The organism is Pseudarthrobacter sp. LT1, assembly GCF_035621795.1.
Lineage (GTDB): Bacteria > Actinomycetota > Actinomycetes > Actinomycetales > Micrococcaceae > Arthrobacter.
Map to the genome: position 1 here is coordinate 1,751,403 of NZ_CP141830.1, position 13,204 is coordinate 1,764,606.

Annotated in this window: 11 protein-coding genes; 5 read left to right on the plus strand and 6 right to left on the minus strand. The window is 66.8% G+C overall.

Annotated features, from left to right (window positions below; all coding sequences use genetic code 11):
- Positions 1-15: 15 nt before the first annotated feature.
- The 3 genes from VIK36_RS08235 (at position 16) to VIK36_RS08245 (ending at position 2,062) form a co-directional block, all read left to right on the plus strand.
- A complete protein-coding gene (locus tag VIK36_RS08235; RefSeq protein ID WP_018763526.1) occupies positions 16-732 on the plus strand; it encodes a MerR family transcriptional regulator in 717 nt (238 codons plus the stop codon).
- A complete protein-coding gene (locus tag VIK36_RS08240) occupies positions 732-1,235 on the plus strand; it encodes a bifunctional nuclease family protein (RefSeq protein ID WP_056331728.1) in 504 nt (167 codons plus the stop codon). The genes VIK36_RS08235 and VIK36_RS08240 overlap by 1 nt, the downstream gene beginning before the upstream one ends.
- Before the next feature lie 233 nt (positions 1,236-1,468).
- Positions 1,469-2,062, plus strand: coding sequence for a MerR family transcriptional regulator (locus VIK36_RS08245; RefSeq protein ID WP_018763528.1), 594 nt, complete (start codon positions 1,469-1,471; stop codon positions 2,060-2,062).
- 100 nt (positions 2,063-2,162) lie between these two features.
- Here VIK36_RS08245 and VIK36_RS08250 read toward each other — a convergent pair whose 3' ends face one another.
- Positions 2,163-2,981, minus strand: coding sequence for a ParA family protein (locus VIK36_RS08250; RefSeq protein ID WP_324644744.1), 819 nt, complete (start codon positions 2,979-2,981; stop codon positions 2,163-2,165).
- A 301-nt stretch (positions 2,982-3,282) separates the two neighbouring features.
- On the opposite strand from VIK36_RS08250, the gene VIK36_RS08255 reads away from it, so the two are divergent.
- Positions 3,283-6,681 carry a pyruvate carboxylase gene (locus VIK36_RS08255; RefSeq protein WP_324644745.1) on the plus strand — a complete coding sequence of 1,133 codons (3,399 nt, stop codon included), beginning with the start codon at positions 3,283-3,285 and terminating at the stop codon, positions 6,679-6,681.
- A 153-nt stretch (positions 6,682-6,834) separates the two neighbouring features.
- Here VIK36_RS08255 and VIK36_RS08260 read toward each other — a convergent pair whose 3' ends face one another.
- Both VIK36_RS08260 and VIK36_RS08265 read right to left on the minus strand, forming a co-directional pair.
- Positions 6,835-7,872 (minus strand): AAA family ATPase, encoded by a 1,038-nt coding sequence (locus tag VIK36_RS08260; protein ID WP_324644746.1) that lies wholly within the window; start codon positions 7,870-7,872, stop codon positions 6,835-6,837.
- A gap of 93 nt (positions 7,873-7,965) precedes the next feature.
- Positions 7,966-9,774 (minus strand): AMP-dependent synthetase/ligase, encoded by a 1,809-nt coding sequence (locus VIK36_RS08265; protein ID WP_324644747.1) that lies wholly within the window; start codon positions 9,772-9,774, stop codon positions 7,966-7,968.
- A 169-nt stretch (positions 9,775-9,943) separates the two neighbouring features.
- Between VIK36_RS08265 and VIK36_RS08270 the strand changes: the two genes are divergently transcribed.
- Entirely contained in the window at positions 9,944-11,032 is a 1,089-nt protein-coding gene (locus VIK36_RS08270; protein ID WP_324644748.1) for an ROK family glucokinase, read from the plus strand.
- Positions 11,033-11,060: 28 nt separating this feature from the next.
- Here the strand turns inward: VIK36_RS08270 and VIK36_RS08275 are convergent, their stop codons facing one another.
- Genes VIK36_RS08275 through VIK36_RS08285 form a run of 3 tightly spaced genes read right to left on the minus strand, consistent with a single transcriptional unit; the run spans position 11,061 to position 13,196 of the window.
- A complete protein-coding gene (locus VIK36_RS08275) occupies positions 11,061-11,618 on the minus strand; it encodes a hypothetical protein (RefSeq protein WP_324644749.1) in 558 nt (185 codons plus the stop codon).
- Positions 11,605-12,411: an alpha/beta hydrolase gene (locus VIK36_RS08280; RefSeq protein WP_255175132.1), complete on the minus strand. Its 807-nt coding sequence runs from the start codon at positions 12,409-12,411 to the stop codon at positions 11,605-11,607. Before VIK36_RS08280 ends, VIK36_RS08275 begins: the two co-directional genes overlap by 14 nt.
- The gene (locus VIK36_RS08285) at positions 12,408-13,196 is read right to left on the minus strand and encodes an alpha/beta hydrolase (RefSeq protein ID WP_324644750.1); all 789 of its coding nucleotides are present in this window, start codon (positions 13,194-13,196) and stop codon (positions 12,408-12,410) included. The genes VIK36_RS08280 and VIK36_RS08285 overlap by 4 nt, the downstream gene beginning before the upstream one ends.
- Positions 13,197-13,204: the final 8 nt, after the last annotated feature.

Sequence of the window (13,204 nt, forward strand, 5' to 3'; positions counted from 1 at the left end):
CCGCTGCCTGTGGCAATGGCACAACCGGAACGCCGGGGCCCCCAGGTCCTGAACATTGGTGAAGTCCTCGCCCAGCTGAGCGCCGACTTCCCGGGCATGACCGCGTCGAAGATCCGCTTCCTGGAGGAAAAGGGACTGATCAACCCGCGGCGCACCCCTGCCGGCTACCGGCAGTATTCCGACGGCGACGTGGAGCGGCTGCGGTTCGTGCTGGCCCTGCAGCGGGACCAGTACTTGCCCCTGAAAGTGATCAAGGACTACCTTGACGCCATCGACAGGGGAGAGCGGCCGGAAAACCTGCCGCCCGGCGTCGTGGTTTCCCCCCGCATCGTCTCCGATGAACTGGCTGCCGAGCTGCAGAACCGTGGCCGCAAGCTGAGCGAGGAGCAGCTCCGTACCGAGTCCGGCGCCAGCGTACCCCTGCTGCAGTCCCTGCTGAGCTTCGGCCTCATCAGCCACAGCAACGGCCAGTTCGACGAGCACGCCCTCCAGGTGGCCCGCGCCTGCGTCCAGCTGGAAAGCCACGGCCTGGAACCACGCCACCTGAGGCCCTTCCAGGCAGCAGCCGAACGGGAATTCGGCCTGGTGGAACGCGCTGTCGCGCCCCTTGCCTCACGCAAGGACTCGGCATCCCAGGCACGCGCGGCAGAGGCGGCCCGCGAGATCAGCGATCTTTGCCTCACCCTGCACCGGGCCCTGGTGCAGGACCACATCTCACGCATGGACATCTGATGATCGAAGTCGAGATTGTAGGCGTTCGCATCGAACTGCCTTCCAACCAGCCGCTGGTCCTGCTCAAAGAGATGCACGGCGAACGCCACGTCCCCATCTGGATCGGCACCCCGGAAGCCAGCGCCATCGCCCTGGCCCAGCAGGGCGTGGTCCCGCCCCGGCCCATGACCCACGATCTCCTGGTGGACGTGGTGGAGTCGCTGGGCCACTCCGTGGTCAGCGTCAACATTGTTGCCGTGGAGGACAACATCTTCTACGGGCAGCTGCAGTTCGAGAACGGCACCACCGTGAGCTCCCGCGCCTCGGACGCGCTTGCGGTCGCGCTGCGCGCCAAGTGCCGGATCTGGTGTGCCGATTCCGTGATGGACGAGGCAGGCGTCCGCATCACGGAGCACGACGAGGGAGAAGACGCCGAGCCGGGACCCACCGTGGACGAGGAGCGCGAACTGCGGCGCTTCCGTGAATTCCTGGATGACGTGGAACCAGAGGACTTCGACGGCTAAGGTCACGTTAAGGTTAAAGTTAAGGCTGAAAGTTTCGACACGCCTCTTTGAAGCCCCCTAGGTCTTTGACCTCGGGACCCGCCGGGCCTAACGTCGAAGTATCAAGTTCCCTTGCTTACGGCAGCCGCGCAAGTCACACTGGAAAGTGCGCCCCGCGGAGAAATTACACCCATGGTCTTCATGCCAAGGCTGCTGTATCAGTTCCGGGGGAGCGTAAGACAAGGAGGATCCAGGTGAGTCCCAAAGGCGAAGCAGGCGGGCTTAAACAGCCCACGGCTGGTGTTGCTGTGCCCGTGAGCGGTGCCCAAGGCCTCCTGTTCACCGAAGACCTGCCGGTACTGGACGAAGACGCCGGCTACCGGGGCCCCACTGCCTGCAAGGCCGCAGGCATCACCTACCGCCAGCTCGATTACTGGGCCCGCACCGGCCTTGTTGAACCGGCCGTCCGCGGCGCGGCCGGCTCAGGCTCGCAGCGGCTCTACGGATTCCGCGACATCCTGGTCCTCAAGGTGGTCAAACGGCTCCTGGACACCGGAGTTTCCCTCCAGCAGATCCGCACCGCCGTGGAACACCTGCGGGAGCGCGGCGTTGAGGACCTGGCACAGATTACGCTCATGAGCGACGGCGCCAGCGTCTACGAGTGCACGTCCGCCGATGAGGTCATTGACCTGGTGCAGGGCGGCCAGGGCGTGTTCGGCATCGCAGTGGGACGCGTATGGCGCGAGGTCGAGGGCAGCCTCGCATCGCTGCCCAGCGAGCACGCCGCCGAACAGTCCTTTCCGGACGACGAACTGAGCAAGCGCCGGGCAGCGCGGAAGATCAGCTGACCCGCCCGCATCCATACGAATCAGGGGCCGCCCTCCAGCTGGAGGGCGGCCCCTGATTCGTTTAAGCGCAGTGGTTCCCGCGCCCTGCAGAGCGTCCCGGTCAGCGGGCGCGGCTGCGGAGCCCGCTGCCGGCCGCCATCAGGCTGGACAGCAGGTCGTCAAACAAGCCTGCCGCGGACTTCGCCGAATCACCCGGCCAATGGTGGACGGGGTGGGCTGCGCCCTGGATCTGCTGCCAGTTGGCCTGCTCGGGAATACGCGGGCTCAGCAGGAGTTCGCCGAACATGGACTCCATCTCCGCAAGCCGGTAGGTGTGCTCGGAGGAGCCGCTCCGGACCCGGTTGGCCACGATTCCCGCCGGTGAAAGATTGGGCGCAAACTCCTGCTTGAACAGCTGGATGGCCCGCATGGTGCGTTCGGTGCCGGCAACCGAGAACAGGCCCGGCTCGGCAACCAGGGCCACCTTGTTACTCGCCGCCCAGGCCATGCGCGTCAGGCCATTGAGGGAGGGCGGGCAGTCGACCAGGACCAGCTGGTAGTCCGCAGCTCCGGCAAGCACGGCGGAAAGCCGCCGGAGATCGCGCCGGCCAAGGTCCGGCCGGTCGTAGATACCGGTGTAGGCAGAGCCGACGGCGACATCCAGGACCGCGGGCCCGGAACCGTTGGAAGGGGCCCGGTCAGCCCAACTGCTCCGCACCACGTTCTCAGCCAGTTTCGCCCTGCGCGGGCTCTTCAGCATCCTGCCGATATCCAGCTGGTCACCCGGCTGTACGCCAAGGGCCGTGGTGGCGTCGGCGTGCGGATCCAGGTCCACCACCAGCGTGCGCACTCCTGCGGCCAGCGCCGCAGACGCCAATCCTGTGGTGACGGAAGTCTTGCCGACTCCACCCTTGAGGCTGCTGATGCTGACTACTTGCACTTGAGAGACCAAAACCTAACGCCGGATGCCGTGTTGGGGGTAATGTTTGCCTCGGCAGAGCCGAAGCCGGACGGTCCTGCCGCCCTACTCATCATATGTTGATGCGTCGGCGAATCCTGCTTTATCGGGCGTCGGCATGGCACCGACTGTGCTGCCGGGGCGGTTTCTGCCAGCCTGGCTGAAAGCGTTCGGGACATGACGGGAAAATCTGTGACCGTGGCCACAAAGATTTGTGTTTGTCCTTGCAGGTCCTAGACACTGTGACCACTCATCGATCCACCCGCAATGATGCAGGAGAAGTATGTTTTCCAAAGTTCTGGTGGCCAACCGCGGCGAAATCGCGATCAGGGCCTTCCGCGCCGGCTACGAGCTGGGCGCTAAGACCGTTGCTGTTTTTCCCCAAGAGGACCGTAACTCGATCCACCGCCAGAAAGCGGACGAGGCCTACCTGATTGGCGAGGAAGGACACCCCGTCCGGGCATACCTGGACGTAGCGGAGGTGGTGCGCGTCGCGAAGGAGTCCGGCGCTGACGCCATCTACCCGGGCTACGGTTTCCTCTCCGAGAACCCGGAACTGGCACGTGCAGCGAAGGAAGCCGGCATCACTTTCGTGGGTCCGCCCGCCGAAGTCCTGGAGCTTGCCGGCAACAAGGTGGCGGCCCTGAAGGCCGCCCGCGAGGCCGGTGTGCCGGTCCTGAAGTCCAGCGAGCCGTCCAAAGACCTGGACGAGCTCCTGGCTGCGGCCGATGAGATCGGGTTCCCCATTTTCGCCAAGGCCGTGGCCGGTGGCGGCGGGCGCGGCATGCGGCGGGTGGACACCCGCGAGGCCCTCCCGGAAGCCCTGAAGTCTGCCATGCGCGAAGCCGACGCTGCGTTCGGTGATCCCACCATGTTCCTGGAGCAGGCGGTCCTTCGCCCGCGGCACATCGAAGTGCAGATCCTCGCGGACGCCGAGGGCAACGTCATGCACCTCTTCGAGCGTGACTGCTCCATCCAGCGGCGGCACCAGAAAGTCATCGAGATCGCTCCTGCCCCCAACCTGGACGACACCATCCGCCAGGCCCTGTACCGGGATGCCGTGAAGTTCGCGCAGGCACTGAAGTATGTCAACGCCGGTACTGTCGAGTTCCTCGTTGACACCGAGGGCGAGCGGGCTGGCCAGCACGTCTTCATCGAAATGAACCCGCGCATCCAGGTGGAGCACACGGTCACCGAGGAAGTCACGGACGTGGACCTGGTCCAGGCCCAGATGCGGATTGCCTCCGGAGAGACGCTGGCCGATCTTGGCCTCTCCCAGGACACCGTCAGGCTTCGCGGCGCCGCCCTCCAGAGCCGCATCACCACCGAAGACCCCGCCAACGGGTTCCGCCCCGACGTCGGAAAGATCACCGGGTACCGTTCGGCAGGCGGCGCCGGTGTCCGCCTGGACGGCGGCACGGTCTACTCCGGTGCCGAAATCAGCCCCCACTTCGACTCCATGCTGGTCAAGCTCACGTGCCGCGGCAGGGATTACCCCGCCGCGGTTGCCCGCGCCCGCCGCGCACTTGCGGAGTTCCGCATCCGCGGCGTCTCCACAAACATCCCCTTCCTCCAGGCTGTGCTGGATGACCCGGACTTCATCGCCGGGGATGTGGCCACGAACTTCATCGACCAGCGCCCGGAGCTGCTCAAGGCCCGCGTCTCGGCCGACCGCGGCACCAAACTCTTGACCTGGCTGGCCGACGTTACCGTCAACAAGCCCAACGGCGACCTGACCGTGCATTCGGACCCGGCCCACAAGCTGCCCGACGTCAAGGACGTGCAGGCAGGACCCGGTTCACGCCAGAAGCTTCTTGAGCTGGGCCCGGAAGGCTTCGCGAAGGCACTGCGCGAGCAGAATGCCGTTGCCGTTACCGACACCACCTTCCGTGACGCGCACCAGTCCCTGCTGGCCACGCGTGTCCGCACCCGCGACCTCGTCGCGGCCGGCCCCGCCGTTACGGCCCTCATGCCGCAGCTGCTGTCCGTCGAGGCCTGGGGCGGCGCCACCTATGACGTGGCACTGCGCTTCCTCGGCGAGGACCCCTGGGACCGGCTCGCCGCCCTGCGCAAGGCCATGCCCAATGTCTGCATCCAGATGCTGCTGCGCGGCCGCAACACCGTGGGCTACACCCCTTACCCCGAGGAAGTCACGGAAGCTTTCGTCAACGAGGCTGCCGCCACGGGCATTGACATCTTCCGCATCTTCGACGCCCTGAACGACGTCAACCAGATGGCTCCTGCCATCCGCGCAGTCCGGGCCACCGGAACCGCCGTCGCAGAGGTTGCGCTCTGCTACACCGGCGACATGCTGGACCCGGAAGAGACGCTCTACACCCTGGACTACTACCTGGGGCTGGCGCAGAAGATTGTCGACGCCGGAGCCCACATCCTGGCGATCAAGGACATGGCCGGGCTGCTTCGTCCCGCTGCCGCCGCCAAGCTCGTCGCGGCGCTGCGTGAACGCTTTGACCTGCCCGTCCACCTGCACACCCACGACACCGCCGGTGGCCAGCTGGCTACGCTCCTGGCGGCTGTTGACGCCGGCGTGGATGCCGTGGACGTGGCCTCCGCATCCCTGGCCGGCACCACAAGCCAGCCCTCGGCGTCGGCCCTTGTTGCCGCCCTGGCCCACACTCCGCGGGACACGGGCCTCAGCCTGGACGCGGTCAGCTCGCTTGAGCCGTACTGGGAGGCCGTCCGCCGCGTCTACGCGCCGTTCGAGTCCGGCCTGCCCGGCCCCACAGGCCGCGTGTACAAGCACGAGATCCCCGGCGGACAGCTCTCCAACCTGCGCCAGCAGGCCATGGCCCTGGGCCTGGGGGAGCGCTTCGAAGCCATCGAGGACATGTACACGGCAGCGGACCGGATCCTTGGCCACCTGGTCAAGGTGACGCCGTCCTCCAAGGTGGTGGGCGACCTCGCCCTGCACCTCGTGGGACTCAACGCGGACCCCGCTGACTTTGAGGCGAACCCGCAGAACTATGACATCCCCGACTCCGTGATCGGGTTCCTGTCCGGCGAGCTGGGTGATCCTCCCGGAGGCTGGCCGGAGCCCTTCCGCACCAAGGCCCTGCAGGGCAGGAGCGTCAAGGTCCGCGACGTCGAGCTCAGCGCCGAGGACAGCGCAGCGCTCAAGTCCGACTCCAAGACCCGGCAGCACACGCTGAACCGGCTGCTTTTCGACGGGCCTACCAAGGACTACCTGAAGAGCGTGGAGACGTACGGCAACATCTCGGTGCTGGATACCCGTGATTACCTCTACGGCCTTCAGCGCGGCACCGAGCACGAAATCCAGCTGGAACGCGGCGTGAGGTTGATTGCCTCCCTGGAAGCCGTGTCGGAGCCGGACGAGAAAGGTATGCGTACCGTCATGTGCACCCTGAACGGCCAATCCCGTCCCGTGGTGGTGCGCGACCGTTCCGTGGTGAGCAACGTCAAGGCCGCTGAGAAGGCCGATCCCGCCCAGCCCGGGCAGGTGGCCGCCCCCTTCGCCGGTGCCGTCACGGTGACGGTCAAGCCAGGGGAGACGGTCAAGGCCGGAGACACCGTGGCCACCATCGAGGCAATGAAGATGGAAGCGTCCATTACGACGCCGGTAGCCGGCAAGGTGTCCCGCCTCGCCATCTCCGCCGTGGAACAGGTCCAGGGCGGGGACCTGCTGCTGGTCATCGACCAGTAGCCTTCACCGGAGACGGCGAAAGGGTCCTCCCGTTCGTGAACTGCTCCCCGGAAGTTGGACTGAAGAATTCAGGTCCGGCCTTCGGGGAGCAGTTTTTGCGTGGATACGGAAAGTCCGCCATCCTTGGAACAGTGCGAAGCGGCAGTGGTCCGGTCAGGCCAGCCAGCGCCACCAGCGTGGCTGCTCCGGTTCCGGCGCCGGTTCAGGCTCCGGCTCCTCGCCGAGGGCCAGGGCGGCCTCGACGACATCGTCCGCGGTGAGGGTCATGACGGCTTCGCGATCGAGCGCGTCGAGGCTTTGTTCCTCATCGAGCGAGAGCCGCAGCGCCTGGCGGTTGAGTGCCTGCTCGAACAGCGTACGGGCGAACCGCGCGTTGCCGGAGTCCTCGCCCGCGTGGAGCCCGGTGAAGATGCGGCGCAGCATCTGGTCCGCACCCGGCTCCAACATGTACTCGTGCTGGGCCAGCATCTGGTGGAAGATCGTCTGGAGCGCGTCCACCGAGTAATCGGGGAAGGTGATCTCACGGGCGAACCGGGAGCGCAGCCCGGGGTTGGAGAGCAGGAAGGACTCCATCAGCGCCGGATACCCTGCCACAATCACCACCAGGCGGTGGCGGTGGTCCTCCATCCGCTTGAGCAGGACCTCGATTGCCTCCGGGCCGAAGTCCATCCGGCCGTCCTCCGGGGCCAGCGCGTAGGCCTCATCGATGAACAGGACACCATCCAGCGCGCGCCGGATCACCCGGTCCGTCTTGATGGCGGTCTGCCCGACGTACTGGCCCACCAGGCCCGAACGGTCCACCTCGACCAGGTGGCCTTTCTGCAGCAGGCCGACCGCGCGGTACATCTCGGCCAGGAGCCGCGCCACGGTGGTTTTGCCCGTGCCCGGGTTTCCCAGGAACACCAGGTGCTGTGATGTGGCCACCTCAGGCAGGCCGTGCGCCTTGCGGCGTGCCTGGACCTGGAGCAGTGCGACGAGGGCCCGCACCTGTTCCTTCACGGTCTCCAGTCCGACCAGCGCGTCGAGTTCGGCCTGCACCTCGGACAGCGGCCGGGCCGGCCCGGGCCTCGCGCCCATGAGATCGCCCACGAGGTCGTCGACGCGCTCCGAACCGCCGGGCAGCTTGAGCTGATCGGCGAGGTGGCCGATGGTTTCGCGCAGGTCATCGAGCGGTTTCCGGCTGGCAGCCATGCAACCACTGTAGTACCCGATGCCCGGCCAGGGGTGGTCATTCGAACAGGAAAGGGTCCTCCCGCCATGGGAGGACCCTTCCAGTTACCGGCTTCAGGAGCGCGGGGCGGAGTACATTTCCTCGATAACGCTTTCGAAGTCCTTCATGACCTGTGACCTTTTGACCTTCATTGACGGCGTGAGGTGCCCGGAGGCTTCCGTGAAGTCGGCCGGGACAATGCGGAAGGACTTGATGGCCTCGGCCTGGGAGACGGACGAGTTTGCCGCGGTAATGAGGTCCTGCACTGCTGCCTTCACCACTGGATTGGCCGCTGCCTGCTCCAGGGTGGTGTCGGCCGGAAGGCCGTGGCGCTGGAGCCAGCCCGGCAGGGCTTCCTGGTCCAGGGTTACCAGGGCCCCGATGAAGGGCCTGTTGTCGCCCACCACGAGAACCTGCGACACCAGGGCGTCGGCACGGATCTGGTCCTCCAGCAGGGCCGGGATGACGTTCTTGCCGCCGGCAGTGACGATGATTTCCTTCTTGCGGCCGGTGATCCAGACGAAACCGTCGTCATCCAGCTTGCCGATGTCCCCGGTATGGAACCAGCCATCCGTGAACGCTTCCGCCGTGAGGTCGTCCCGCCCGTAGTAGCCGCGCATGACGCAGACTCCCTTGGCCAGGATCTCGCCGTCGTCGGCAATCTTGACGGAGTTCCCCGGGAGGGGCTTGCCCACGGAGCCGATCTTGATCCGGGACGGGGTGTTGACCGTAATGGGGGCCGTGGTCTCGGTGAGCCCGTAACCCTCCAGCACCTGCAGGCCGATGCCCTGGAAGAAGTGGCCCAGCCGCTCGCCCAGGGGGCCGCCGCCGGACACGGCATGGGCAACGTGTCCACCCATGGCAGCCCGGAGCTTGCCGTAGACCAGCTTGTCGAACAACGCGTGCCGCAGCTTCAGGCCCAGTCCCACCCGCCCGTCCTGCCGCGCCTTCGAGAAGGCGATGGCAGTTTCGGCGGCCCGGTGGAAGATGGCGCCCTTGCCGCCGTCCTCGGCCTTGGTCAGCGCGGAATTGTAGACCTTCTCGAAGACCCTGGGCACCGCCAGGATGAACGTCGGTTCGTAGCTCTGCAGGTCCGCCAGGAGGTTCTTGATGTCCGGGGTGTGGGCCACCGTGGTTCCGGCTGCCATCGCCAGCACCGAGATGTACCGGGCAAACACGTGGGCCAGCGGCAGGAACATGATGGTCTTGGCATGCTCGTGGACAATTTCGCCGATGATGCCCAGGGCATTGTCCGAGAGTTCCACGAAGTTGCCGTGCGTCAGCTCACAGCCCTTGGGGCGTCCCGTGGTTCCGGAGGTGTAGATGATGGTGGCAATGTCCTGCAGTCCCGCTGCGCTGCGGCGGGACTCGAGTTCCTCGTCGCTGACGCCGCGGCCTACTTCCCGGAGGCTGTCCAGGCCCTGGCCCTCAAGCTGCCACACGTGCTGCACTTCCGTCAGGCCTTCGGCGGTGACGGCCTGGCGGATAACGTTCTCGTGCTGGGCGGACTCGCCGAACGCGGCCACCGCGCCGGAGTCACCCAGGTTCCAGGCCACCTGGGAAGGGGAGGAGGTTTCATAAATGGGGACCGAGACCGCTCCTGCGAACCAGATGGAAAAGTCCACGAGAGACCACTCGTAGCGGGTGCGGGACATGATGCCGACGCGGTCACCGGCGCCGACTCCACTCGCGATGAGCCCCTTGGCCAAAGCCTTGACGTCGGCCAGGAATTCGGTGGCGGACACGTTGCGCCACGCACCCGAGGCGTCCAGGCGGGAAAACAGTGCCGGGTTGCTGGGCTTGGCCGCCTGCCGCAGCACCAGGTCGGTGATGTTGGTTTCGGGCGGGACAACAACCAGGGGCGGAACACTGAATTCGCGCACTTTAGCTCCTTTGATAACTGAAGTCCCGCGCAGGGGATTTGCCTAAAGACTAATACCCCGGACGGAACCGTGCAGTACACAAACCTACTGGCGAGTAACTTAGTCGTCAATGTGTGGCGTGCAGGGCTATGTCAAGACAAATTTATCCGCCCGCCTAGAATGGTGGACTATGTACGGACCGTTGCCCGGCGATCAGGCCGGCCCCCTGAAAAGACCAGCTCCGTGGCGCCGCCGTCCCGCCACCCACCGTGCCGGACAGCTTCATGGCGGCACGGGCGGGCACCTCCGCCTGGGCCGCAAGGGACTGGCCATTGGAATCGACATTGGGGGAACCAAGGTCGCCGCCGGCGTGGTGGACGCCGAAGGGCGGATCCTCAGCGAGGCCCGCCGCTCCACCCCCGGAACGGATCCGCGGGCAGTGGAGCAGGTCATCGTCGAACTGGTGGAGGAACTCGGCCGGGGGCACCGCATCTGGTCAGTGGGCATCGGCGCGGCCGGCTGGATGGACCTGGCCGGTGGGACCGTCCTTTTCAGCCCGCACCTGGCCTGGCGCAATGAGCCGCTGCGTGAAAACCTCCAGCGGCTCCTCCGCCGGCCGGTGCTCCTGACCAACGACGCGGATGCCGCAGCATGGGCTGAGTGGCGCTTCGGCGCCGGCCAGGGGGAAGACAGGCTGGTCTGCATCACGCTGGGCACCGGCATCGGCGGCGCCATGGTGATGGACGGCAGGGTGGAACGCGGCCGCTTTGGCGTGGCAGGGGAGTTTGGCCACCAGATCATCATGCCGGGCGGCCACCGCTGCGAATGCGGCAACCGCGGCTGCTGGGAACAGTACGCTTCGGGCAACGCCCTGGGACGGGAAGCCAGGCTCCTGGCCCGGTCCAACTCACCGATGGCCCAGGACCTGCTGGCAGCCGTGGGGGGACACCCTGAAGCAATCACCGGAGCCATCGTGACCGAACTGGCGCTGGCCGGCGACCCCGCTTCGCGGGAGCTGATCGAGGAGGTCGGCGAATGGCTGGGCCTCGGGCTGGCCAATCTGGCAGCGGCCCTGGACCCGGGGCTGTTCGTCATTGGCGGCGGCCTGTGCTCAGCGGGTGACCTGCTGGTGGAACCGGCCCGCAAGGCCTTCGCGCGGAACCTGACGGGGCGCGGATTCCGCCCGGCCGCAGGGATCGAGTTGGCGGCCCTGGGCCCCAACGCGGGGCTCATTGGAGCGGCCGACCTTTCCCGCGTCAGCAGCCGCGTCCGCAGTTGACGACGACGGCGGGCCGGCTGGCGGGGAGCTAGACCCTGGCGCCGTCGTCGTCGCCGTTCTTTTCCTGGGGCAGCTTCATGATCAGGAACACCGTGGCCAGCACGAACACCGCAACTATGCCCACGATGGCCAGCAGGGGTGCTGACCGCCAGAACATGGCTGACAGCAGCAGTGCGACGGGTCCGCCGACGGCTCCGAGCCAGGCGAGCATGGTCAGGGGGTCGGTGCCGGCCAGGCTGGGTGGTTCCTCCGGCACGAACTCTTCGCCGTCGTCGTCCACGTCATAGTCCCTGGGACCCTCGCCGGACCCGTCCGCGCCATTCCCGGGCCGCGCCTGGCGTTCGGCCGCGGACATTTCGGCGGGCGGACTTCCCGCCAGTCCCAGGGGATCGAAGTCGCGGAACGTGGGTTGCGCGGGGGGTTCCGGCGCAGCAGCCACCGGACCGGTGGGCAAGTGTTCCCCGGGGGCGGGGGAATCGGGGCGAACCGCGACGGTGTCCGATTCCAGCCTTGCCACCAGGTCCAGCCAGACGGCGTCGTCCTGGTTGGCGCCCTGGTCCGGCTGGTCGGAGTCAGGCCTGTTCACTGCGGACCTCCTGTCCCGGCCGCGCCGGGCCGGCCTGCTCATCCTGCAGGACTCGCCGGATGAAATCTACAGACCCCTCGAAGATGCGGTCGGCGTCGTTGTCCAGGGTTGCGACGTGGTAGCTGTTCTCCAGCCGCACCACTTCCAGCGGAGCGTGTGTCAGTCCGCGCCGGAGGGCGTTCATGCTGGCATCCGACACCACGTGGTCCACGGTGGAGCGGTAGACCTGCACGGGTGCGGTGACCCGTGGCAGGAGCCGGACGGTGTCCCTGAACATCTTGTTCAGTTCGTGGGCGGCGGCCACGGGCGTGCGCGCATAAGCACCCTCATCCATCCCTGCCTTCAGGATGTCATTGCCGATGGACGGGGTGCTTTTGAGCACCAGCTTCAGGATTCCCGCCAAGGGCGCGCGGGGATCGTCAATCACCAGGCCGGGGTTCACCAGGATCACCCCCGCGACGGGCCGGGTGGCCGCAATGCGCAGGGCCAGCGCCCCGCCCATGCTCAGGCCGGCTGCGAATACCTGGTCGCACTCGGCGTCCAGCTCCAGGAAGGCGTCATCCAGGGCACCGTGCCACTGCTGCCAGCGGGTACGGGCCAGATCCTGCCACGTGGTCCCGTGGCCGGGCAGCAGCGGCATGCGGACGGCGAAACCGGCTGCGGCAAACGCTGTGGCCCAGGCGCGCAGGCCATGGGGGCTTCCCGTGAAGCCGTGGGACAGGACCACCCCCGTGCGGGATCCTTCGCCGCTGAAGGGGCTGGTGAACGGGCTGTGGTCCGGACCGGAGGTCATGGCGTCTCCAAGGGACTGGTACGGCGGGCGTGGGCGGCGACGAATTCTCCGGACCTGGCGAAGATCGCGGGCGCGTCAACGTCCAGAGTAGCCACATGGCCGCTGCCGGCAAGGTCCACCACGTCGGTGAGGTTCGGGCCCAACCCCTTCCGCAGCAGGGCCAGCGACGTGGGTGGGACCACGGCGTCGGTACGCGACTTGAAGACCTGGACCGGGGCGTCGACACCGGGCAGCGCCCGCACGGTTGCACCGAACAGTTTCTTGAGCTCATGCACTGCCGCGAGCGGCGTCAGGGAGTAATCGCCATCGTTCGTCGCCGGCGCCCCGGTCTGCTCCTCCTGGATGGGGACCGTGGTCCGCTGGAAGTATTTGAGGAGGCCGATGATCCGTACCCGGCGGTCATAGAAGCTGAGGCCCGGGTTAACCACGCTCACCCCTGCCACCTGGTGGCGCGATGCTGCGAGGAGGGCAATCGCACCTCCCATCGACAGGCCCGCCGTAAAACAGGAATCCGTCCGGGCCGCCAGATCGAGGAGGGTCTTTTCGTAGCTGCGGTACCAGTCCTGCCAGCCGGTCAGCGCGAGCTGGCGCCAGTCTGTTCCGTGCCCCGGCAGAAGTGGGACGGAGACGGCGTATCCCAGGTCCGCGAGGTGCTGTGCCCACGGCATGACGCTCAGGGGACTGCCCGTGAAACCGTGGCAAATGGCCACCCCGGTGCGGGCGTTGGCGCCGTGGCCCGGATAACTGAAAGCGGCCGGACGGGACGGGGGGCTGCTTTCAGTCATGACTCCAT